This is a genomic window from Neobacillus pocheonensis (genome assembly GCF_050477905.1).
In the GTDB taxonomy this organism is placed as follows: Bacteria; Bacillota; Bacilli; order Bacillales; family Cytobacillaceae; genus Neobacillus; species Neobacillus pocheonensis_A.
Genome location: NZ_JBCNAD010000058.1, coordinates 1 through 21,491, shown reverse-complemented (window position 1 = coordinate 21,491; position 21,491 = coordinate 1). Strand labels below are relative to the sequence as shown.

26 protein-coding genes are annotated in these 21,491 nt (G+C 37.3%); 22 read left to right on the top strand and 4 right to left on the bottom strand.

Annotated features, from left to right (window positions below; translation table 11 throughout):
- Positions 1–76 precede the first annotated feature (76 nt).
- Entirely contained in the window at positions 77–532 is a 456-nt protein-coding gene (locus ABES02_RS25515) for a YpbF family protein (protein WP_430140576.1), read from the top strand.
- A gap of 28 nt (positions 533–560) precedes the next feature.
- Here the strand turns inward: ABES02_RS25515 and cotJC are convergent, their stop codons facing one another.
- Genes cotJC through ABES02_RS25500 form a run of 3 tightly spaced genes read right to left on the bottom strand, consistent with a single transcriptional unit; the run spans position 561 to position 1,641 of the window.
- On the bottom strand, positions 561–1,130 hold the full coding sequence (cotJC, locus tag ABES02_RS25510) for a spore coat protein CotJC (protein WP_430140575.1): 570 nt from the start codon (positions 1,128–1,130) through the stop codon (positions 561–563).
- Between the two features lie 23 nt (positions 1,131–1,153).
- A complete protein-coding gene (locus ABES02_RS25505; RefSeq protein ID WP_430140574.1) occupies positions 1,154–1,414 on the bottom strand; it encodes a spore coat protein CotJB in 261 nt (86 codons plus the stop codon).
- On the bottom strand, positions 1,411–1,641 hold the full coding sequence (locus ABES02_RS25500; protein WP_430140573.1) for a spore coat associated protein CotJA: 231 nt from the start codon (positions 1,639–1,641) through the stop codon (positions 1,411–1,413). Before ABES02_RS25500 ends, ABES02_RS25505 begins: the two co-directional genes overlap by 4 nt.
- A 145-nt stretch (positions 1,642–1,786) precedes the next feature.
- On the opposite strand from ABES02_RS25500, the gene ABES02_RS25495 reads away from it, so the two are divergent.
- The 15 genes from ABES02_RS25495 (at position 1,787) to fni (ending at position 15,048) form a co-directional block, all read left to right on the top strand.
- Positions 1,787–2,422 carry a CBS domain-containing protein gene (locus ABES02_RS25495; RefSeq protein ID WP_430140572.1) on the top strand — a complete coding sequence of 212 codons (636 nt, stop codon included), beginning with the start codon at positions 1,787–1,789 and terminating at the stop codon, positions 2,420–2,422.
- Between the two features lie 58 nt (positions 2,423–2,480).
- The gene (locus ABES02_RS25490; protein ID WP_430140571.1) at positions 2,481–2,849 is read left to right on the top strand and encodes a hypothetical protein; all 369 of its coding nucleotides are present in this window, start codon (positions 2,481–2,483) and stop codon (positions 2,847–2,849) included.
- Positions 2,850–2,872: 23 nt separating this feature from the next.
- Positions 2,873–3,652: a metallophosphoesterase gene (locus ABES02_RS25485; RefSeq protein ID WP_430140570.1), complete on the top strand. Its 780-nt coding sequence runs from the start codon at positions 2,873–2,875 to the stop codon at positions 3,650–3,652.
- An 80-nt stretch (positions 3,653–3,732) separates the two neighbouring features.
- Positions 3,733–4,314, top strand: a complete 582-nt coding sequence (locus ABES02_RS25480; RefSeq protein ID WP_430140569.1) for a genetic competence negative regulator — start codon at positions 3,733–3,735, stop codon at positions 4,312–4,314.
- A gap of 200 nt (positions 4,315–4,514) precedes the next feature.
- Positions 4,515–5,792 carry a Glu/Leu/Phe/Val family dehydrogenase gene (locus ABES02_RS25475; RefSeq protein WP_430140568.1) on the top strand — a complete coding sequence of 426 codons (1,278 nt, stop codon included), beginning with the start codon at positions 4,515–4,517 and terminating at the stop codon, positions 5,790–5,792.
- Positions 5,793–5,876: 84 nt separating this feature from the next.
- Complete coding sequence (locus ABES02_RS25470; RefSeq protein ID WP_430140567.1) at positions 5,877–6,848, top strand: YpdA family putative bacillithiol disulfide reductase; 972 nt, start codon at positions 5,877–5,879, stop codon at positions 6,846–6,848.
- Positions 6,849–6,854: 6 nt separating this feature from the next.
- A complete protein-coding gene (locus ABES02_RS25465; RefSeq protein ID WP_430140566.1) occupies positions 6,855–7,811 on the top strand; it encodes an asparaginase in 957 nt (318 codons plus the stop codon).
- Positions 7,812–7,911: 100 nt separating this feature from the next.
- The gene (gene prsW / locus ABES02_RS25460) at positions 7,912–8,601 is read left to right on the top strand and encodes a glutamic-type intramembrane protease PrsW (protein ID WP_430140565.1); all 690 of its coding nucleotides are present in this window, start codon (positions 7,912–7,914) and stop codon (positions 8,599–8,601) included.
- Positions 8,602–8,703: 102 nt separating this feature from the next.
- On the top strand, positions 8,704–9,642 hold the full coding sequence (gene sleB / locus ABES02_RS25455; protein WP_430140564.1) for a spore cortex-lytic enzyme: 939 nt from the start codon (positions 8,704–8,706) through the stop codon (positions 9,640–9,642).
- A gap of 14 nt (positions 9,643–9,656) precedes the next feature.
- Complete coding sequence (ypeB, locus tag ABES02_RS25450) at positions 9,657–11,006, top strand: germination protein YpeB (protein WP_430140563.1); 1,350 nt, start codon at positions 9,657–9,659, stop codon at positions 11,004–11,006.
- Positions 11,007–11,113: 107 nt separating this feature from the next.
- A complete protein-coding gene (locus tag ABES02_RS25445; RefSeq protein WP_430140562.1) occupies positions 11,114–11,293 on the top strand; it encodes a YpfB family protein in 180 nt (59 codons plus the stop codon).
- Between the two features lie 126 nt (positions 11,294–11,419).
- The gene (gene cmk, locus ABES02_RS25440; RefSeq protein ID WP_430140561.1) at positions 11,420–12,094 is read left to right on the top strand and encodes a (d)CMP kinase; all 675 of its coding nucleotides are present in this window, start codon (positions 11,420–11,422) and stop codon (positions 12,092–12,094) included.
- A gap of 2 nt (positions 12,095–12,096) precedes the next feature.
- Positions 12,097–12,678, top strand: a complete 582-nt coding sequence (locus ABES02_RS25435; RefSeq protein ID WP_430140560.1) for a lysophospholipid acyltransferase family protein — start codon at positions 12,097–12,099, stop codon at positions 12,676–12,678.
- A 162-nt stretch (positions 12,679–12,840) separates the two neighbouring features.
- Positions 12,841–13,980 carry a 30S ribosomal protein S1 gene (rpsA, locus tag ABES02_RS25430; RefSeq protein WP_430140559.1) on the top strand — a complete coding sequence of 380 codons (1,140 nt, stop codon included), beginning with the start codon at positions 12,841–12,843 and terminating at the stop codon, positions 13,978–13,980.
- A gap of 12 nt (positions 13,981–13,992) precedes the next feature.
- Positions 13,993–15,048, top strand: a complete 1,056-nt coding sequence (fni, locus tag ABES02_RS25425) for a type 2 isopentenyl-diphosphate Delta-isomerase (protein WP_430140558.1) — start codon at positions 13,993–13,995, stop codon at positions 15,046–15,048.
- A 34-nt stretch (positions 15,049–15,082) separates the two neighbouring features.
- Here fni and ABES02_RS25420 read toward each other — a convergent pair whose 3' ends face one another.
- A complete protein-coding gene (locus ABES02_RS25420; RefSeq protein ID WP_007084885.1) occupies positions 15,083–15,223 on the bottom strand; it encodes a YpzI family protein in 141 nt (46 codons plus the stop codon).
- A gap of 108 nt (positions 15,224–15,331) precedes the next feature.
- Here ABES02_RS25420 and ABES02_RS25415 point away from each other — a divergent pair, with 108 nt between their 5' ends.
- From ABES02_RS25415 to spoIVA, 6 genes are all read left to right on the top strand, one after another.
- The gene (locus ABES02_RS25415) at positions 15,332–15,940 is read left to right on the top strand and encodes a YphA family membrane protein (protein WP_430140557.1); all 609 of its coding nucleotides are present in this window, start codon (positions 15,332–15,334) and stop codon (positions 15,938–15,940) included.
- Positions 15,941–16,125: 185 nt separating this feature from the next.
- The gene (gene der / locus ABES02_RS25410; RefSeq protein WP_430140556.1) at positions 16,126–17,436 is read left to right on the top strand and encodes a ribosome biogenesis GTPase Der; all 1,311 of its coding nucleotides are present in this window, start codon (positions 16,126–16,128) and stop codon (positions 17,434–17,436) included.
- 21 nt (positions 17,437–17,457) lie between these two features.
- Positions 17,458–18,513 carry an NAD(P)H-dependent glycerol-3-phosphate dehydrogenase gene (locus ABES02_RS25405; protein ID WP_430140555.1) on the top strand — a complete coding sequence of 352 codons (1,056 nt, stop codon included), beginning with the start codon at positions 17,458–17,460 and terminating at the stop codon, positions 18,511–18,513.
- A gap of 227 nt (positions 18,514–18,740) precedes the next feature.
- Complete coding sequence (locus ABES02_RS25400) at positions 18,741–18,926, top strand: DUF2768 domain-containing protein (RefSeq protein ID WP_430140554.1); 186 nt, start codon at positions 18,741–18,743, stop codon at positions 18,924–18,926.
- A 32-nt stretch (positions 18,927–18,958) separates the two neighbouring features.
- Entirely contained in the window at positions 18,959–19,669 is a 711-nt protein-coding gene (locus tag ABES02_RS25395; RefSeq protein WP_430140553.1) for a hypothetical protein, read from the top strand.
- A gap of 298 nt (positions 19,670–19,967) precedes the next feature.
- Entirely contained in the window at positions 19,968–21,446 is a 1,479-nt protein-coding gene (spoIVA, locus tag ABES02_RS25390) for a stage IV sporulation protein A (protein ID WP_430140552.1), read from the top strand.
- Positions 21,447–21,491 lie beyond the last annotated feature (45 nt).

The following is a 21,491-nucleotide window of genomic DNA, read 5'->3' as shown; positions in this document are numbered from 1 at the left end:
TTAAAACCTTTTATTAAAAAAACATATTATTAAGGACAAGTTCATATTTATATACGGAGAAATGGAGGGTGATAATATGGATTCTCCAATCCAATTACTTGAAAATACGGATCAAGCCACTAAGCAGGCACTTGAAAATGTAAGGAAAAGAAAAGAAAAGTTTGACAGGTTCAAACGGCGTCATAAATTATCTATCTGGGGAACGATCATCTTAGCATCAAGCTTTTTCATTTATTTGTATGTTACAGTTGCCAGTGTTTATTCTTATTCATTTGCCGAGATGTTTTCTGCTTTTGTTAACGATTCTAGAAATTTTACTTTTTTAGTTTTCACTGTTGGAATGTATGGAACCATGAATTTATTGAAAGAAAAAAAAGATAAAGCAGAGAAGGAATATCATGAATTACGGTGTGAAATCGTTGACCGCAGCAAGGATTACTGGAAAAAAGAAGAAGAATGGAAAAGCCGTCATTTAGTTTTCGAAGTGATGAAAAAACATTATGATATAAATCTTTACCATGAAAAGAAATAAGAAGCAGAGCCATCTGCTTCTTAATGCATCAGAAGAACTTCTTCTTATCACGTTCCTCTTTTAAAATTTCTACTGCCTCTCTGAAGCGCTGAGAATGAATAATTTCACGTTCACGTAAAAAGCGAAGACTATCATTAATATCTGGGTCGTCACTTAAGTTAATTAGCCATTGATAGGTGGCTCTTGCCTTTTCTTCTGCTGCAATATCCTCATATAAATCAGCAATTGGGTCACCCTTTGCAGTTATATAGGTAGCCGTGAAAGGTACTCCTGCAGCGTTATGATAGTACAATGCGCTATCATGGTCTGCATAATGTGCTGCAAGACCTGCTGCTTTCATTTGCTCTGGTGTGGCATCTTTTGTTAATTTGTACACCATTGTAGCAATCATTTCGAGGTGGGCAAATTCTTCCGTTCCGATATCTGTCAGAAGGCCGATTACCTTATCGGGAATGGTGTATCTTTGATTTAAATATCGTAAAGCGGCTGCCAGTTCCCCGTCAGCTCCGCCATATTGCTCAATTAAATACTTTGCGAGAGTCGGATTACAGGTACTGACTCGGACAGGATATTGCAGCTTCTTTTCATATATCCACATTTAACATAATCCCTCCCATTTCTTTAAACCTGCCAAGGCCATGGAGTATTATCCCAATTCCAAGGGTACCCTGAATAACTGTTGCCGTATTGCTGCAAAGGACCAAATTGACTTTCGAATGTTTTTTTAAGGCGTTTTCTTTCTTTAACATAATGATTAAATTGGTTAATAGCTTCAAGGTCATCATTATGGGTATCTAAATATAAGGTAAGTTCAACAAGGACGAAGTCGACAGCTTGAAGCTGTTCCATTATTTGATAATATTCTGCCGGTACTTGTTTCACGTCGGCAGCCCTCCTCCTGCTTTTTCCAAAGCATTGTAATATGGATCATAAAAATCCTTCCAAAGCGTGCCTGCTTTCAGGGCCTCAAGAGGTGAAAATTGCGGTAAATTTGGTGGTTGAAATCCTATATATAAATGAGGAGGAGTTGAATAGGTCTTTTCAAGTATCGGCTTGCAGGGATCAAACGGACTTACATACGGATGGTAGACTTTATGATGAGTGTGCATAGTTGCCCCCCTTTTTTCAATATCATTTAAATATATGAAGTTTTTTTTTTGACATGACATAAAACTTTAATATGTGAGAGGGTTTTTCACTATTGTGTAGAAGTATAATAAAATAAGAAGGATAATTACTTTGAGGTGATGGGAATTGTTCGTAAAAAATATTATGATACCAAAGCATGAATGCTTTACTGTACAAGCTGAGGTCACACTAAAAGAGGCTTTGGAAAGACTGGAAGAACATCAAATAGATGGGTTACCAATTTTACAAGGTGAGCAGTATGTGGGCGTTGTTACAAGGTACAGCATCTATGAAAATTATTTCCTTTCGAATAAAACAAAGAATGACTATTTAAACTTGACAGTAGTAAAAGACATTGCCAGTCACCAAGAGAAGTTTTTACAGGGCTCAGAATTATTTGAAAAAACACTCCTAGATTTAAAAGATTTCCCATTATTAGCTGTGGTTGATTCAAATCATCATTTTCTTGGGGTTGTTACACGATCAGATGTGTTAAGCTCTTTCGAGAGCGCATTTGGCGTTAACCGCCCAGGCGTCAGAATTGCTTTTACATCGGTTGAGACGGAAGGTCGGATTGCCCGTCTTTCAGAAATTGCTCACCAATTCCACGAGCATATTATTTCTCTTGTCACCTTTGATGAAACCGATAGACTTGTACGAAGAATTGTTATGAAGATTGAAAAGAAAGACAATATTGATCGATTTACAAAGAAGCTTGAAGAGCATGGATTCCGTATCTTAAGCATTGAAGAAGATGAATAACAAGAAATAAAGGAAAAAAAGAAACTCCTTCTCATATATTTTTATGGGGGGAGTTTTTATGTTGAAAAAATTAGTTAAATTTTTAATTGTTTTATTATGTGGATACTTAGTTACGAAATGGATTACGATACCACATCCATTTGTACTTTCAGACTTTTTTATTGGAATTGTCATTAAGCCATTACAATTCTTTGCAGCCGCAATCGCTTTATTTATTGGCATGTTATTAAATGGCGACTTAATAAGAGGAACAATATCGAGAACGAAAAAGGCATGGCGAAAACAGATTCCATGGAGATTACCAATTTTATTGGAATATTGTTGTTTTGGTTTTATTTTGTACTTGATTTTCAATTTTGGATGGGAACAGGCCATCATCTTTTTTAGTTTAGGTCTTCTTTATGGTATGATTTCCGTAGAAAATTAAAGAGAATATGAGGAGAAATGTAAATGGTTATTTTTTTCGTCAGCTTGATTATTATAGGAGTTATCCTCCTGCTTATATATATGCTAAAGCAGGCATTTTTAAATATAGTGGTAGAACAAGAAATCTATTTTCCTGAGTTTCCCACGACATTTGGGAAGGTTTCCATCTTTTTTATTTCAGATATACATAGGAGAACAATCTCAGAAACGATTATCAATAACGTTAAAGGGAAGGCAGATATTGTAATTATCGGTGGAGATTTAACCGAGAAGGGTGTTCCTATTTCTAGAGTTAAAACCAACTTAACGAGATTAAAACAAATTGGACCAGTATATTTTGTTTGGGGAAACAATGACTATGAAGTAGACTATCATGAATTGGATGCGATTCTTCTGGTTAATGGAATAAAAGTTTTAGCAAATACCTCAGTCACTTTTGAATCAAATGAAGGTGAAAAATTATGTCTACTTGGGGTAGATGATATGAGTCAAAAACGGGACCGGCTAGAGTTGGCCCTATTTGATGCGGAAGAAAAAAGCTTTAAAATACTGGTTAGCCATTTTCCAAACATTACAAATAAGATTTTACCCGATCACCAAATAAGCCTCGTATTAAGTGGACATACCCATGGCGGACAAATTCATCTTTTTGGGTATAGTCCTTATAAAAGAGGCGGTCTAAAAAAACTTCAAAATGTGACCCAATTAATTAGTAATGGATATGGAACAACAACTGTCCCCTTGAGGTTAGGCGCCCCTGCAGAATGTCATTTACTTACGCTAAAGAATGGTCCAACAGAGTAAGGGGAATGTAGACAATTCACCAACAGAGCCCTGAGGCATACACTACAAACAAGAGTGATGTCACGGCAGGGGGCAAAAGCATGCGCTTAGAACGCTTAACAGCCAATAAAATTAAAATTTTTTTAACCTCTGATGATTTAATTGATAGGGGACTTTCTAAGGAAGATATTTGGAAGGATTCAAGCAAATGGAACCAGCTCTTTCACGATATGCTTGAAGAAGCCAGTGAGGAATTCGATGTAGATATTCAGGGGTCTGTAGCAGTTGAAATTTTCTCCCTTCAGGCACAAGGGATGATCATGATCATAACTGTAAATGAAGTAGAAGAAGATGAAGAAATGTTATATGATGGATTTATTGAAATGCAAGTAAGTGTAGGAGGCTTTGATGACCTCATATACGAATTTGAGGAATTTGAGGATATTATAGATCTTGCAAAGAGGCTGTCATCTATGAATATTTTGGGCGGAAGCCTATATACTCTGAACAACCGTTATTACTTTTTAATGGTTAAATTTGATGTTTCTAAAAATGAACAGGCAGCGTGTGTTTTTTCAGAATATGGCAATGCCTCAATTATTAGTCCACATGTCCTTTCAGAATACGGAAAAAGTATTATTGAAGATAAAGCGGTGGAAACGATTCTGCATTTTTTTAAATAATAATTGGTTGGATGAACTAGACTTTTTGTACAAATGCTATCCATAAAATTATTTAATAAATCATGGATGGCAGCGTTTACATATGAGATGAATAAAATGAATAAAAGTATGTTTTTCTTCTTGCATAAATCATTTAAAGGTGTATACTTGTGTCTGAAAGCGGACAACATTCGTAAAAGCAATTTCTAGGAGGATTACAAATGGTAGCCGAAAAAGCAAATGAAAAAACTAATCAAGAGGGAAAGCATGATGTGTTAAAATCAACACAGACTGTTATTCATAAGGCCCTTGAAAAGTTAGGTTATCCTGAAGAGGTTTACGAGCTCTTGAAAGAGCCGTTACGTATGATGACAGTGAAAATTCCAATTAGAATGGATGACGGTTCTATAAAAATATTTACTGGCTACCGTGCACAGCATAATGATGCCGTTGGGCCGACTAAGGGCGGAATTCGGTTCCATCCGGGTGTAACAGAGACAGAAGTGAAAGCCCTTTCAATTTGGATGAGTTTGAAATGTGGTATTGTTGACCTTCCATATGGCGGAGGAAAAGGTGGAATCATCTGCGATCCGCGTGATATGTCTTTTAGAGAGCTTGAAAGATTAAGCCGTGGATACGTACGAGCTATTAGTCAAATTGTTGGACCAACAAAAGATATCCCAGCACCAGACGTATTTACTAATTCACAAATCATGGCTTGGATGATGGATGAATACAGCCGAATTGATGAATTTAACTCCCCAGGGTTTATCACAGGTAAACCGCTTGTTCTTGGAGGATCACATGGACGTGAATCAGCGACGGCAAAAGGTGTAACTATCTGTATTCGTGAAGCAGCCCAAAAGAAGGGAATTCAAATCGAAGGTGCAAGAGTTGTAGTCCAAGGTTTTGGTAATGCAGGAAGCTATCTGTCAAAATTCATGCACGATGCAGGGGCAAAGGTTGTAGGGATTTCGGATGCCTACGGTGCATTATACGATCCAAACGGTCTAGATATTGATTATCTTTTAGATAGAAGAGACAGCTTTGGCACTGTAACAAAACTATTTAATAATACTATTACAAATAAAGAACTCCTCGAACTTGAGTGTGATATCCTTGTGCCAGCCGCAATTGAGAATCAAATCACCGCTGAGAATGCTCATAACATTCGTGCGAGTATCGTGGTTGAAGCTGCAAACGGCCCAACTACCTTAGAGGCGACAGAAATATTAACGGAGCGTGGTATCCTTCTTGTACCGGATGTTCTAGCATCCGCTGGTGGAGTTACTGTCTCTTACTTTGAATGGGTTCAAAATAATCAAGGCTATTATTGGACAGAGGAAGAAGTAGAAGAAAAGCTTGAAAAAGTTATGGTTAAATCATTTAAAAATATTTATGATACAGCCCAAACTCGCCGTGTCGATATGCGCCTTGCTGCCTACATGGTCGGCGTAAGAAAAATGGCTGAGGCGAGCCGCTTCAGAGGCTGGATTTAAGAGCTTAACATTGAAATATGGTCCGGAAACTCCTATCATAAAACAGGTAGGAGTTTTTTATGTTGTTTTAGGGAGTGTATGAAAGTGCAAATTGAAGACATAATTATAGTTGGCGGCGGACCATGTGGACTGGCTGCAGCAATTTCATTGCAAGCGATTGGAAAAAAACCACTCATTATTGAAAAAGGAAATGTAGTAAACTCTATTTATCATTATCCAACACATCAAACATTTTTTAGTACGAGTGAAAAATTAGAGATTGGAGATGTTCCTTTTTTAACTGATAACTATAAACCAAAACGTAATCAAGCACTTGTCTATTATAGGGAAGTAGCAAAACGCAAGAGTCTTCGTATTAACGCATTCGAAAAGGTTAGTGAAGTTTCGAAGCAAGGGGATGTCTTTCATGTCATAACAAATAAAAATAGGTATGAGTGCCGATTTGTCGTTGTTGCCACAGGCTATTATGATCATCCGAATTATATGAATGTTCCTGGCGAAGACCTCCCAAAGGTTTATCATTATTTTAAAGAGGCTCATCCATATTTCGATAAAGATGTGTGTGTCATTGGCGGGAAAAATTCCAGTGTTGATGCAGCACTTGAACTGGTGAAGGCAGGGGCAAGGGTTACAGTTCTTTATCGCGGGAAGGAATATTCTCCAAGCATAAAACCATGGATTCTCCCTGAATTTGAAGCATTAGTCCGTACCGGAACCATCAAGATGGAATTTAACGCTAATGTAAAAGCGATAACTGAGGAGAAAGTAATTTATAGTGTTGATGGTTTAGAGAATTCGATAAACAACGATTTTGTTTTTGCTATGACTGGCTATCATCCCGATCATCAATTTTTACAAACAATGGGGATTGATATTGACCCAGAAACTGGCAGACCGCTCTTTAATCCTGATACAATGGAGACAAATGTTGAAGGCATTTATATCGCGGGGGTAATAGCCGCTGGAAATAATGCTAATGAAATATTCATTGAAAATGGCAGGTTCCATGGTGGACAGATTGCTAACTCCATCATCGAAAAAGAAGCTGAAAGGTGATACGTGATGAAAAAGGTTGTTTTATTAACAACTGGCGGAACAATAGCTAGCAAACCAAATAAGGATTCTGGCAAACTTGCTTCTGGAGCGCTAACAGGAGAAGAACTTGCTGCTATGTGTAATTTGCCAAAAGACATTGAAGTCATTGTTGAATCGATTTTTCAAAAAGCGAGCATTCATATCACTTTTGAGGATTTAGTTGCTTTAAAGAAAAAAATTGAAGCCTATTTTAATGATGAGAATGTTGCTGGCGTGGTTGTTACACACGGAACAGATACGATGGAAGAGACCGCTTATTTCCTTGATTTAACCATCAAGGATCGCCGACCGGTGGTAGTTACAGGCTCTCAACGGTCCCCAGATGATTTGGGGAGCGATGTCTATATTAATTTACGCCATGCCATTTATTCAGCCTGTTCCACTGACTTACATGATGCTGGTGCGGTTGTCGTTTTCAATGAACGGATTTTCTCTGCTCGCTATGTCAAAAAGGAACATGCCTCCAATATTCAAGGATTTAATGCCTTTGGATTTGGGTATCTTGGCATTATTGACAATGATCAGGTTCATGTCTTTCAAAAACCGATAAAAAGAGAATATTATGAGATTAAAAGGGCTATACCACAGGTCGATCTCATAAAATGCTATATTGGTGCAGATGGGAAATTTATTAAGGCAGCAAGAGAATCAGGAGTAAAAGGGATTATTTTAGAAGGAGTTGGCCGCGGCCAGGTAGCTCCAAAAATGATGGAAGAAATTGAAAAAGCAATTAAGCAAGGAATAAAATTAGTCATTACTACTAGTGCCGAGGAAGGTTCGGTCTACACTACCTATGATTACGAGGGTAGTGCTTATGATCTATATAAAAAAGGGGTTATCCTCGGCAGTGACAATGATGCTAAAAAGGCAAGAATTAAATTGGCAGTTGCCCTTGCAAGCGGATTAGATAGTGTGAAATTTTAACAAATAACGTTCCACCATTAGCTAAATGGTGGAAACTTTCATTTTCTTTCTTTCGTTTCCATGTTACGATTAAAGAAATGGATTGGAAAAGAGGTTTATCATGCTGGGAATATTATCTGCCGGTGTTGCCCCCGGACTGGCCTTACTAAGTTATTTCTATTTAAAAGATGAATATGAGCCAGAGCCAATTTCCTTTGTACTTCGGACATTTTTGTACGGAGCTCTATTGGTGTTTCCGATTATGTTTATTCAGCATGTTCTTGAAACCGAACATTTGGTTAAATCTCACTTTTTCGATGCGTTCCTAAACACTGGTCTGCTTGAAGAATTTTTTAAGTGGTTTATCCTATTCTATGCTATCTACCAGCATGTTGAATTTGATGAACCATTTGATGGAATAGTATACGCTGTATCGGTTTCCCTTGGTTTCGCGACTGTGGAAAATATCTTTTATTTGGTTGCAAATGGGATTGAACATGCCATGACAAGGGCTTTATTGCCAGTGTCGAGCCACGCCCTGTTTGGTGTCATTATGGGGTTTTATCTTGGTAAAGCGAAGTTTACCGAAGGAAACAAAGCCAAGTGGATCATTCTTTCGTTGTTATTACCCTTTATACTGCATGGTTTCTACGATTTTATATTAATTTCACAAGAACATTGGTTGTTGATCATATTTCCATTTATGATTTTTCTATGGTGGTTCGGATTACGAAAAGTGAAAAAAGCAAAAATATTAAGTGCAAAACATTTAAAAAAACAATACCCCGTTCAAAAAACTCTTCATTCATGATGAAGGGTTTTTTTATTTATTCATTTTAATTGGAATAAAAACACCAATTAGACAAAAAATAGGGTTACTGCAAAAAGATTGACAATGGGGGTTAAAATTCACATGCAAATGAAAAACATCCTAATAAAATCTTTCATTTTGATTTCTGTTTTTATTTTACCGCTGTCATTCGTGAAAACCGATGAGGCGCAAGCCTTTACCAGGCAGGTAATCCAAAAAGGGGCTGTGGGCGAAGATGTTATTGAGCTGCAGGCAAGGCTCCAGTATATAGGCTACTATCATGGTAAAATTGATGGTGTTTTTGGATGGAGCACTTATTGGGCCTTACGAAATTTCCAATACGAATACGGTTTGCCAATTGACGGGTTAGCTGGGACATCTACTAAGAATAAACTGGCAAAAGCATCCAAGTACAATGAGTATTTTGTAAAAACCAATATAAAAAAAGGGAAAAAATTTACTCATTACGGTGGAGTTGCCCAAAATAAGCAAGTTGCTCCTAGTAAGCAGGCACCAACGAACAAGACACCAACGAACAAGACACCAGTAAACAAAGCAACAGCAAATAAGGCGCCAGCAAACAATTCAGCTGTAAAAAAGGCAGCTCCGGAGACAACAAAACCCAAAGCGGCAGCAGTTAAAAAAGCACCCAAAAAACCTACCGCAGCAAATACACCAAATGGTTTTTCGCAAAACGATATTCGATTAATGGCGAATGCTGTACATGGTGAGTCCAGGGGAGAACCGTATATTGGCCAGGTGGCCGTAGCATCAGTCATTCTAAACAGAGTCACTAGTCCGAACTTTCCAAACACAGTATCAGGAGTTATTTTTGAACCAGGAGCTTTTACAGCTGTGGCGGATGGCCAAATCTGGTTGACACCTAATGAAGCATCTAAAAAAGCTGTAATTGATGCAATAAACGGATGGGATCCAACAGGAGAAGCGTTATACTATTTTAACCCTGCCACAGCCACAAGCGGATGGATTTGGGGAAGACCACAAATCAAACGAATCGGAAAACATATATTTTGCCATTAGAGAGGTGAAGAGAATTGATCAGAGGTATATTAATAGGAGTTCTTGCAGTCGGTGTTGCCGGAACGGGTTATTGGGGCTATCAGGAACACCAAGAGAAAAATGCGATTCTGTTGAATGCAGAAAACAACTACCAACGAGCTTTTCACGATCTTTCTTATCAAATGGATTTATTGCATGATAAAATTGGAACAACTCTTGCAATGAACTCAAGACATTCATTGTCCCCATCATTAACAGAGGTTTGGAGAATTACTTCAGAGGCACATACTGATGTAGGCCAACTTCCTTTGACATTACTTCCATTTAATAAGACAGAAAACTTTTTAGCAAAAATAGGAGACTTTAGCTATAAAACAGCAGTAAGAGATTTAGACAAAGAACCTTTGTCAAAAGAAGAATACGAAAATCTTAAAGTCCTCTATAAACAGTCAAATGATATTCAGAATGAACTTAGAGGAGTTCAGCATATGGTGTTAAAAAACAATTTACGCTGGATGGATGTTGAACTCGCCTTGGCGTCTGGTAAAGAGCAAACCGATAATACCATCATTGATGGATTAAAAAAGGTTGAAAAGACCGTATCTGGATTTGATGAAACAGACCTTGGCGTTACATTTACCAATGGGCAAAAAAAGGATGAAAATTTTAAAAAAATAAAAGGCAAAACCATTACACGTCAAGAAGCTATCCAAATAGCAAAAAAGTATATGAAATTTGATGGAAATGCCGAAGTAAAAGTAACTGAAAATGGTAAAGGATCAGACTATGGATTTTACAGTGTATCCATAAAAAACAAGAATACTGGTCAGGAAGCAAGTATGGATATTACAAAGAAGGCTGGACATCCAATTTGGTTTATCAATCAACGAGATATCAAAAAACAGGTTATTAGTTTAAATGATGCCAATAATAAAGCAGCCGCCTTTTTGAAGGAAAATGGATTTAAGGATTTGGAGCTATTTGAAAGCACACAATATGATAATATTGGCGTTTTCAATTTTGTAACGAATATTAATGGAGTTAGAATTTATCCTGAAGCAATAAAGGTAAAAGTGGCATTAGATAATGGCGATATTATGGGTGTTTCTGCGGAGGAGTATTTAAAATCCTTCCAAACCAGGACCATTGAGAAAACCTCGATAACGATGGAACAAGCACGGTCAAAAGTGAATCCTAATTTGAAAGTTATGGAGGATAGACAAGCTATCATTATCAACGATTTAGGCAACGAAGTATTATGTTATGAATTTCTTGGAACCCTTGGCGATGACACCTATCGAATCTTTATTAATGCAAAAAATGGTATGGAAGAAAAAGTGGAAAAGCTAAAAAATGCAGAGGCTGTTTACGAAGATGTTATTTAAGGGGAAAGCATTTGCTTTCCCTTATTTTTTTAGCATACACATACAAACAGAATAAAATGATTCAACCGCCCCAATAATAGAGTTAAGTTGACTATAGAGGTGAGGTAATGAAAAGAGTAGAAAGAATTTTAATCAAGATTGCCATCATTCAATTCATCTTTCTTTTTTTAACACAATTTGCTTTTCATCAATTAGATATTTTGCCACAGCTGAAGCAAATAACAAAATACGAAGGGGTCAATGAAAATACCTTTACAGAAATACTCCAAACGTTTCAAGGAAAATAATAAAAGCAGGGGCTCCTGCTTTATTTTTATGAATTAAAATAGAAAAAAAAGAAGCATTTCTTTATCTTATGGTAAAATAAAAAGAAGACAACTTATGAGAAATCATGATTGTAATTAGGAGGATTTATGAACAAAAAAATTTCAATCGCAATTGACGGTCCTGCTGCAGCTGGGAAGAGCACAGTAGCTAAGATTGTAGCAGAAAAATTAGCTTATATTTACATTGATACAGGTGCGATGTACAGGGCATTAACATATAAGGCAATTGCGAACAATCTTAATCTTGAAGAGGAAGATTCATTACTCGAAATGCTGTTATTGACGAATATCGAGCTTTTCCCTTCTGAACAAGGCCAGTTAGTTTATTTGGACAATCAGGATGTAACAAATGAGATCCGTTCAGCAGAAGTAACTAATTCTGTTTCCATCGTTGCAAAACACAAATTAATCCGTGAAGAAATGGTAAAAAGACAGCAAGCTTTTGCAGTTACCGGCGGCGTTGTCATGGATGGAAGGGACATTGGCACACATGTATTACCAAATGCTGAAGTAAAAGTATTTTTACTAGCCAGTGTAGATGAAAGAGCAGAGAGGCGCTATCAAGAGAATCTTATCAAGGGTTTTCCTTCAGATTTAAATCAATTAAAACAAGAAATTGCACGTAGAGATAAAATTGACTCAGAAAGAGAAGTAGCTCCATTGAAAAAAGCAGATGATGCAATCGAAATCGATACAACCTCTTTGTCAATTCCTGAAGTCGTAGAAAAGATAATGGATCTGGTGCACGAAAGGGTTGGATAAGTGTGACGTTCTATTCATTTGCAAAATCAGTAGCATATGGAGTTTTTAAACCTTGGTACAGGGTACAGGCAATAGGGGTAGAGAATATTCCAAAGGAAGGCGGAGTCCTTCTTTGCTGCAATCATATCAATAATTTCGATCCGATTATATTGGGAATTATGGCCTCACGTCCAGTACATTATATGGCGAAAGAAGAAATATTCCGAGTTCCCGTTTTAGGTGGTATCGTAAGAAAATGTAATGCCTTCCCTGTAAAAAGAGGAATGAGCGATCGAGAAGCATTAAGAAAAGGACTTAGCGTTTTAAAGGATGGTCATGTTTTAGGTCTTTTTCCTGAAGGTACAAGAAGTAAGACTGGCGAATTAGGGAAAGGATTAGCCGGTGCAGGCTTCTTTGCCCTGAAGACTGATGCGTATGTAGTTCCTTGCGCAATAATTGGACCGTATAAAAGCTTACGAAAACTGAAGGTCGTTTATGGGCAGCCAATAGCAATGGAAGAGGCTAGAAAGACAAAGGCTTCGGCGGAACAAGTTACTGAATTAATTATGTCAGAAATTCATAAACTTATAAAAAAGCATCAATAGGTATTACTTGACAAAATAGTCTATTTGTAAGAAGTTAATAAAAAGAGTTTTTTTTGAAAATTCTCTTTCCTTATTGAGTGTGTTTTATATGTGGTGAATGCTGTGTGCCATCCACCGAATCATATATAGATTTTGTAGTTAATGGATTAAGGAGGAATACATATGTCGGAAGAATTAAATCAAGTAGAAGTGAAAAGTTTTGAAGTTGGGGATAAAGTAACAGGACAAGTCACTAAAGTTGAAGAAAAACAAGTTTATGTGGATATTCAAGATAGTAAGCTTGACGGGATAATCCCGATTAGTGAGCTTTCCAGCCTTCATATTGAAAAAGCATCTGATGCTGTTCAAGAAGGCAATACTTTAGTTCTTGAGGTATTGAAAGTTGAAGAAGAAGCATTAATTCTTTCAAAAAGGAAAGTGGATGCTGAAAAAGCATGGGATAGCTTAGAAAGTCAATTCCAAAGTGGAGAAATAATTGAAACTGAGGTTAAAGATGTTGTCAAAGGCGGTCTTGTTGTCGATTTAGGTGTTAGAGGATTTGTTCCTGCATCTTTAGTAGAAGCTTATTTTGTTGAAGATTTCTCAGATTATAAAGGTCGGAAACTTACCTTTAAAATTGTTGAACTAGATAAAGAAAAGAACCGTTTGATTCTATCTCATCGTGCGGTTGTGGAAGAAGAAAAAGGTAAACAAAAACAAAATCGTCTTGGTGCATTGCAGGTTGGCCAAGTGATTGATGGTACAGTTCAAAGAATTACTGATTTTGGAGCATTTGTAGACATTGGCGGCATTGATGGTCTTGTTCATATTTCTCAATTATCTTATGAACATGTTGACAAGCCAACTGATGTTGTACACGAAGGTCAAAAGGTCCAAGTTAAAGTATTAAGTGTTGACCGTGATAATGAAAGAATTTCATTGTCTATTAAAGAAACTCTTCCTGGACCTTGGTCAAATATTAATGAAAAAGCTCCTAAGGGTAGTGTTTTAACAGGAAATGTTAAAAGACTAGTTTCTTATGGTGCTTTTGTAGAAGTATTTCCAGGCGTAGAAGGTCTTGTGCATATCTCTCAAATCGCTCATAAACATATTGGGACACCGCATGAAGTACTAAAAGAAGGACAGGAAGTAAAAGTAAAGGTTCTTGATGCCAATGAACAGGAACAACGTCTATCTTTAAGCATTAAAGAACTTCTAGAAAAAGAAGTTGAAGAAAACCTTGATTATGAACTTCCAGAAGAATCAAAAGGATTCCAGCTTGGCGAAGTAATTGGCGATAAATTAAAGAATCTAAGAAAATAATGGTGATATGAAGTGTCTAGATCTGAACGAAAATGGGACCACATTCGCTTCGCCCTTAAAAATGGGCAAGAACGTTCATCAACATTCGACGATATTAAGTTTATTCACCATAGCTTACCGAATATTAGTGTGCTTGATGTTCGATTAGACCACTCAATTGGCGAACTTTATTTAAGTTCGCCAATTTTTATCAATGCGATGACGGGTGGCGGCGGTGAAAAAACTTATCGGATAAATAAAGAACTGGCCATGGTTGCAAAAGAAACTGGGATTGCTATGGCGGTAGGTTCCCAGATGGCTGCATTAAAGGATAAAACGCAAAAGTATACATATGATGTCGTTCGAAAAGAAAATCCTTCAGGGTTTCTTATTGCCAATTTGGGAAGTGAAGCTAGTCCGGATCAAGCAAAGGCGGCTATTGAGTTGATCGAAGCAAACGCTATTCAAATTCACTTGAATGTAATTCAAGAACTTACTATGCCTGAGGGAGATCGTGATTTTACAGGGGCTTTAAGAAGAATTGAATCAATTGTTAATGAAGTAAAGGTTCCTGTTATCGTGAAAGAAGTAGGATTTGGAATGTCGATGGAAACAGTAAAATCTCTTGGGTCTGTAGGTGTGACTCTTGTGGATGTAGGCGGATTTGGCGGAACTAATTTTGCCGAAATTGAAAATAGACGAAGGGAAAAATCACTTTCGTTCTTTACTAATTGGGGGATCCCGACTCCGATTTCTATCATTGAAGCTTCATCAGTTTCGAAAGACATCTCCATTATTGGCTCTGGCGGGTTTAGCAACGCAATTGACATGGTGAAGGGCTTAGCAATTGGAGCAGATGCAATTGGTGTAGCGGGCAAGTTCTTACAGATTCTCGTTGATAAGGGGATAGATTCCTTAAAGGCCGAAATAGAATCCCTTCATGAGGAGATGACCATGATAATGACCGCACTGGGGGCAAGAACGATTTCTGATTTAAAAAGACTTCCGATCGTAATCTCAGGTGAAACCTATCATTGGTTAAATCAACGAGGAATTGATACAAAATCATATAGTCAACGATCCTTTTAAAAAAGCTCACGCTTACGCGAGAGCTTTTTTTTTATTATCTTTTCCCGTCATTCAAACCCCTTGCTTCCTCTGGGCTTGATAATTTTGTTGCTCCAGGATAGTGCAACGCCTGATCACGATCTGATTCCACTCTTCTGCTTGCTTTTAGCTTTTTTTCTTGGCGGTCTTTACCCATATCCACACACCTCCTCTTTTTAAGATGATTCACACCTGAAAATATTATGCGAAGAAGTATGAAAGTACATAAGGATTACCAATAATGAAAATAATAGGAGGTGTGTGGATGGAAGGGGCTATGTTTTACTGGATTTATTGGACGTTTTGGATCTATTTAACTTTTTTTATGGATAAACAAAACCCATACCGTCTTAAGTTGTCTGTTATCGTTCTTATCGTCATTATCTTTTCAAATTATCATTTCCACATTGGAAGCATTGAGATGTACAGTAGTGGGCCGATATTATTAGTGTTTTCTTATCTGTTTTTAGCACAAGAAAAGCTTTACTCGCTGCTTTACCTGTTCATATGTTCATTAATTGTCTCGATTGCTTACGTAACCTTCCATTTGTTTGAGATTTTTGATCCGATATGGATAATTTTTAAAAAGGAATGGATGATGGGCATAACAATCGGCTATCTGGCGATATTATTGCAAAAAACATTAAAAGGGCGACTTTTAATTGTCATCAGCGGGACTATGCAGGGAGAATTTTTATATGCGTTTATATTAAGTAAATATCAATTCCCCTATCCAATCGGATCGTTTGCTTATTTAGATGCGTGTGCCTTAATTGCCTCATTGCTTGTAGGCTGGAGTTTCCTTGAGAATGCTGGAGCAATACTACAAAATCATTTTCATTTTTTTGAAAAAGGGAAACAAAAATCATCATAAAGGAGATTCATGTGAAGCTTACAATTGCGGGAATGGATAAACTTTTGCTAAAATAATAAAGTTAGACCCTTCTAGATTAGGAAGGGTTTCTTTATCATTTAGCACATAATACTTTGACATATTTGCTTTAGAGATAAAATAACAAATGAATGTTTAAATTATGGATAGAAAGGATGGCGATCAAAATGGTTAAACCTGTTATTGCCATTGTCGGACGGCCCAACGTTGGAAAATCTACTATTTTTAATCGTATAGTCGGGGAACGTGTTTCTATTGTTGAGGATATTCCAGGAGTAACTCGAGATCGGATTTATAGTTCTGGTGAATGGTTGACACATGAATTTAATGTTATTGATACAGGAGGTATCGATATTGGCGATGAGCCGTTTTTGGAGCAAATTCGCCAACAGGCAGAAGTAGCAATTGATGAAGCAGATGTGATAATCTTCTTAACTAATGGACGTGAAGGAGTAACTGCTGCAGATGAAGAAGTAGCCAAAATTTTATATAAATCCAAAAAACCAATTGTATTAGGAGTTAATAAAATCGATAATCCTGAGATGCGCGAGCAAATTTATGATTTCTATGCACTTGGTTTTGGTGAGCCCATTCCGGTTTCAGGCTCACATGGTTTAGGTCTTGGTGATTTATTGGACGAAGCAGCTAAACACTTTCCTAAAAATAAAGGAATGGAATACGATGATGACACAATCAAATTTTCCTTAATTGGACGGCCAAATGTCGGGAAATCTTCTTTAGTAAATGCTATTCTCGGTGAAGAGCGTGTCATCGTTAGTAATATTGCCGGAACAACCCGGGATGCGGTCGATTCACCTTATACGTACAATGGCGAGAAATATGTCATAATAGACACAGCAGGGATAAGAAAAAAAGGAAAAGTATATGAGAGTACCGAAAAATATAGTGTGCTTCGTGCTCTAAGGGCAATAGAACGATCTGACGTTGTTCTTGTGGTTATCAATGCCGAGGAAGGAATTATTGAACAGGATAAAAAGATTGCTGGTTATGCTCATGAGGCAGGTAGAGCAATTGTTATTGTCGTAAATAAGTGGGATGCGATTGAAAAAGATGAGAAAACAATGAAGGAGTTAGAACAAAAGATTAGAGAGCATTTCTTATTTCTAAGTTATGCCCCAATTGTTTTCTTATCGGCAAAAACAAAAAAGCGAATCCACACACTTCTTCCTATGATTAATACGGCAAGTGAAAACCATTCGATGAGAGTGGAGACGAGTGTATTAAATGACATCATCATGGATGCGGTCGCTATGAATCCAACACCAACAGATAAAGGTCGACGTTTGAAAATTTATTATACTACTCAAGTGGCTGTGAAACCTCCTACTTTTGTTGTATTTGTTAATGAACCTGAATTACTGCATTTTTCTTATGAACGGTTTTTAGAAAATCGCATTAGAGATGCTTTTGGTTTTGAGGGAACACCTATCAAAATTTACGCTAGAGAAAGAAAATAATGATGAGGTGGTGTGATGGAAATGTTAGAAAATAAAGAAGCTGTTGCTGTTGTAGGGGCTGGGAGCTGGGGAACAGCTCTTGCAATGGTGTTAGCGGATAATGCTCACATGGTCCGTATATGGAGCCATAATGAAGCTCAGGTAAAGGAAATAAATGAACTTCATACAAATAAGAAATATTTGCCTGGAATTGACCTGCCTGAATTAATTGTTGGACATGCTTCATTAAGCGATGCTTTAACTGGAGTTGATAACGTTATTTTAGCAGTTCCAACAAAGGCTATTCGAGAAGTCCTTGGAAAAATCCGCGCTGTGTTAGAAGGACCGATTACAATTGCACATGTTAGCAAGGGAATCGAACCTGATTCACTAATGCGAATTACCGAAATGATTAAGGAAGAATTACCGGAAGAACTCTTGCATGATGTTGTCGTTCTTTCAGGTCCGAGTCATGCTGAGGAAGTAAGTTTGCGCCATCCAACGACTGTTACCGTTGCTTCGGAAAATATGGCTGCAGCTGAAAAAATTCAAGATCTTTTTATAAATCAGAATTTCCGTGTTTATACAAATTCGGATGTTATTGGTGTTGAAATTGGCGGTGCCTTGAAGAATATTATCGCATTGGCGGCTGGTATCACTGATGGACTAGGCTATGGGGACAATGCTAAAGCTGCCCTCATGACAAGAGGATTAGCTGAAATCGCCCGTTTAGGAACAAAAATGGGAGCCAATCCCCTAACCTTTTCTGGGTTAACTGGTATTGGTGATTTAATTGTTACCTGTACTAGTGTTCATTCAAGAAACTGGAGAGCTGGGAATTTATTAGGAAAAGGTAAAACATTGGATGAAGTACTTGATAATATGGGGATGGTAGTTGAAGGTGTGAGGACAACTAAGGCTGCCTATCAATTGGCAAAGAAATACGATGTTAAAATGCCAATCACCTCTGTCCTCTATGATGTTCTGTTCAATGGGAAGAATGCAAAAGATGCAGTTGATGTATTAATGGCCCGTGGAAGAACTCACGAAATGGAAGATTTAGTTAATGTTTTAGATGAAAGAACCTTAGAAAACTAAAAATGTGCTTTTTAATAAAGAAAATAGGCGTTAGGTGATACGTTTTTTCACTTTATTGCATACAATGCAACGAAGTAACTTGGTAGTATGACGCCTGGAGAATGGGATATTTAGTCCTATTGACTGAAGTAGAGAAATCGCCCCTCTTTACTTCAGTTTTTTTATGATTTATACGAACAGCCCAAGCTATGATATAATATCTTTCGAATAAAAAGGGGGAAACATGCTTGTCACCAGGAATGTTGAAAATGTGGATATCGATAGCAGGAATCGGCCTTATGTTCCTTGCCATTATCACCATTTATTTTAGCAGATATAAATTAAAGGGAATATTTCGGATACTGTCGGCAATTCTTGCCTATTTATTTATGATCATTGCCGGCATTACGCTTCTCATCGTTTTCTTCACATAATTGTTTAAATACATAAATTAAAGGTGATTGTAATGAAATGGAAAGTTCACGGTTTGCTTTTTGTCCTTATTGTTTTGTTATTAACTGGCTGTATGTATCCAAAAGAGGAGTTATCTCAGAATCAAATCCCTTATAAAGATCAAATTCAGGCAGTTCAAACAGCGGTTGATGATTTTAGAAAAGATAATGGCGGGATACTACCAATAAAAACGAAGGTAGCTGAGACTCCTATATATCAGAAATACCCAATCGAATTTAAAAAAATTTCCCCAAAATATCTTTCTGAACCGCCAGGAAATGCTTTTGAAAGCGGAGGTGTTTTCCAATACGTCCTTGTGGATGTAGAAACAAATCCAACTGTAAAGTTATTTGATTTAAGGTTAACAGAGACGATCCGTGATCTTAATTTAAGAATAAAAGCAAAAGGCTACCCGCCTTATAAAGATCAACTTGCTAAAAATGTATTTTCCTTGGATTATAAAAAGTTGGGGTATGAAAAGGCTCCTTATGCAGTAAGTCCCTTTACGAACCAAAATTTATCCTTTGTTATAAACGGAAATGCTGAAGTATTTGTAGATTATCGTCCAGACCTATATCAGGCTATAAAAAAGACAAACAAACAGTTAAAACCTGGTGAGGATATCCGCTCAATCCTGGTAAATGACTCGATGTTTGTTCCGGCATATTCATTGCCTTACACGGTGGATTCTTCATTAAAAGAACCCATATTCCTAGAAAAATAAAAATTGTTCTAACCCTTTTCCTATGAAATATATTGTAGGAGAAGGGTTTTTTTGCTTAAAAAATCTATTGTGATATGGGCATAACCCAATATCCGTTACCATAGATAGAAACCCTCCATAAATTCAAACGTTCAGACATTACAGATAGTAAACTTAATGGTGAATTCTTTATTAAGGGGGTAAAAAATTTTCGAAAACAGTCATAAGAAGATAGGACAACGTCATAAACATATACTGTCCAAAAATACCTAAATGGATGAAATTATCCCACTTTACTCAATGATCGGGAGGGGATCACTTGGAAAAGGTCGACTTATTTAAAGATATTGCCGAAAGAACAGGCGGTGATATTTATTTAGGAGTAGTAGGAGCAGTACGAACAGGAAAATCTACATTTATTAAAAAATTTATGGAGCTGGTTGTTTTACCGAATATAAACAGTGAAGCTGAAAGATCTCGTGCGTTAGATGAGCTGCCGCAAAGCGCTGCTGGAAAAACCATTATGACAACAGAACCAAAATTTGTACCGAATCAGGCGGCTACAGTGCATGTTGATGATGGCCTAAATGTGAATATTAGGCTAGTGGACTGCGTAGGCTATACCGTTCCAGGTGCGAAAGGCTATGAGGATGAAAATGGTCCAAGAATGATCAATACTCCTTGGTACGAAGAGCCAATCCCATTCCATGAAGCAGCTGAAATTGGCACAAGAAAAGTAATTCAAGAACATTCAACCATTGGGGTTGTCGTAACAACCGATGGGTCGATCGGCGAAATCCCAAGAAGCAATTACATTGAAGCAGAAGAAAGAGTCATCGAAGAGCTTAAGGAAGTAGGAAAACCATTTATAATGGTGGTAAACAGTGCTCAGCCATACCACCCAAGTACAGAAACTTTGAGATCAAGTTTAGCGGAGAAATATGATATTCCTGTCATCGCAATGAGTGTTGAAAGCATGCGGGAAAGCGATGTTCTCAATGTCCTACGCGAAGCGCTATATGAATTCCCAGTTCTTGAAGTCAATGTTAATCTCCCTAGCTGGGTCATGGTGTTAAGAGAAAATCACTGGCTTCGAGAAAGCTATCAAGAAGCGGTTAAGGAAACAGTAAAAGATATAAAGAGATTAAGAGATGTAGACCGAGTCGTCCAGCAATTCAGTGATTTTGAATATATTGAAAGAGCAGGACTTGCCGGAGTTGAAATGGGCTCTGGTATAGCTGAAATCGATTTAATTGCACCAGATGAATTATATGATGATATTTTAAAAGAAATCGTGGGTGTTGAAATTAGAGGGAAAGATCACCTTCTTGAACTAATGCAGGATTTCGCTCATGCTAAAGGAGAGTACGATCATATTGCCGACGCTTTAAAGATGGTTAAGCAAACTGGCTACGGCATTGCCTCACCAACACTTTCTGATATGAGCCTTGAAGAGCCTGAAATCATCCGCCAGGGTGCACGCTTTGGTGTAAGATTAAAAGCAGTTGCTCCATCGATTCATATGATTAAAGTTGATGTTGAATCAGAATTTGCTCCAATCATTGGCACAGAGAAGCAAAGTGAAGAGCTTGTTCGGTATTTAATGCAGGATTTTGAGGATGACCCTCTGTCCATTTGGAATTCAGATATTTTTGGGCGCAGTTTAAGTTCCATTGTCCGCGAAGGTATCCATGCAAAGCTTTCTTTAATGCCAGAGAATGCCAGATATAAATTAAAAGAAACACTTGAAAGAATTATTAACGAAGGTTCTGGCGGACTTATTGCCATTATCCTTTAAGCTTTAGACTCCAACTCGGAGTCTTTTTTTTGGTGTGCCAGGCAT

What these genes read in the sequence shown, in the direction of transcription:
- ABES02_RS25515 (WP_430140576.1), top strand. Translation starts at nt 77, where the DNA reads ATGGATTCTCCAATCCAATTACTTGAAAATACGGATCAAGCCACTAAG.
- cotJC (WP_430140575.1), bottom strand. Translation starts at nt 1,130, where the DNA reads ATGTGGATATATGAAAAGAAGCTGCAATATCCTGTCCGAGTCAGTACC.
- ABES02_RS25500 (WP_430140573.1), bottom strand. Translation starts at nt 1,641, where the DNA reads ATGCACACTCATCATAAAGTCTACCATCCGTATGTAAGTCCGTTTGAT.
- ABES02_RS25490 (WP_430140571.1), top strand. Translation starts at nt 2,481, where the DNA reads ATGTTGAAAAAATTAGTTAAATTTTTAATTGTTTTATTATGTGGATAC.
- ABES02_RS25485 (WP_430140570.1), top strand. Translation starts at nt 2,873, where the DNA reads ATGGTTATTTTTTTCGTCAGCTTGATTATTATAGGAGTTATCCTCCTG.
- ABES02_RS25480 (WP_430140569.1), top strand. Translation starts at nt 3,733, where the DNA reads ATGCGCTTAGAACGCTTAACAGCCAATAAAATTAAAATTTTTTTAACC.
- ABES02_RS25475 (WP_430140568.1), top strand. Translation starts at nt 4,515, where the DNA reads ATGGTAGCCGAAAAAGCAAATGAAAAAACTAATCAAGAGGGAAAGCAT.
- ABES02_RS25465 (WP_430140566.1), top strand. Translation starts at nt 6,855, where the DNA reads ATGAAAAAGGTTGTTTTATTAACAACTGGCGGAACAATAGCTAGCAAA.
- prsW (WP_430140565.1), top strand. Translation starts at nt 7,912, where the DNA reads ATGCTGGGAATATTATCTGCCGGTGTTGCCCCCGGACTGGCCTTACTA.
- sleB (WP_430140564.1), top strand. Translation starts at nt 8,704, where the DNA reads ATGCAAATGAAAAACATCCTAATAAAATCTTTCATTTTGATTTCTGTT.
- ABES02_RS25445 (WP_430140562.1), top strand. Translation starts at nt 11,114, where the DNA reads ATGAAAAGAGTAGAAAGAATTTTAATCAAGATTGCCATCATTCAATTC.
- cmk (WP_430140561.1), top strand. Translation starts at nt 11,420, where the DNA reads ATGAACAAAAAAATTTCAATCGCAATTGACGGTCCTGCTGCAGCTGGG.
- rpsA (WP_430140559.1), top strand. Translation starts at nt 12,841, where the DNA reads ATGTCGGAAGAATTAAATCAAGTAGAAGTGAAAAGTTTTGAAGTTGGG.
- ABES02_RS25420 (WP_007084885.1), bottom strand. Translation starts at nt 15,223, where the DNA reads ATGGGTAAAGACCGCCAAGAAAAAAAGCTAAAAGCAAGCAGAAGAGTG.
- ABES02_RS25415 (WP_430140557.1), top strand. Translation starts at nt 15,332, where the DNA reads ATGGAAGGGGCTATGTTTTACTGGATTTATTGGACGTTTTGGATCTAT.
- der (WP_430140556.1), top strand. Translation starts at nt 16,126, where the DNA reads ATGGTTAAACCTGTTATTGCCATTGTCGGACGGCCCAACGTTGGAAAA.
- ABES02_RS25405 (WP_430140555.1), top strand. Translation starts at nt 17,458, where the DNA reads ATGTTAGAAAATAAAGAAGCTGTTGCTGTTGTAGGGGCTGGGAGCTGG.
- ABES02_RS25395 (WP_430140553.1), top strand. Translation starts at nt 18,959, where the DNA reads ATGAAATGGAAAGTTCACGGTTTGCTTTTTGTCCTTATTGTTTTGTTA.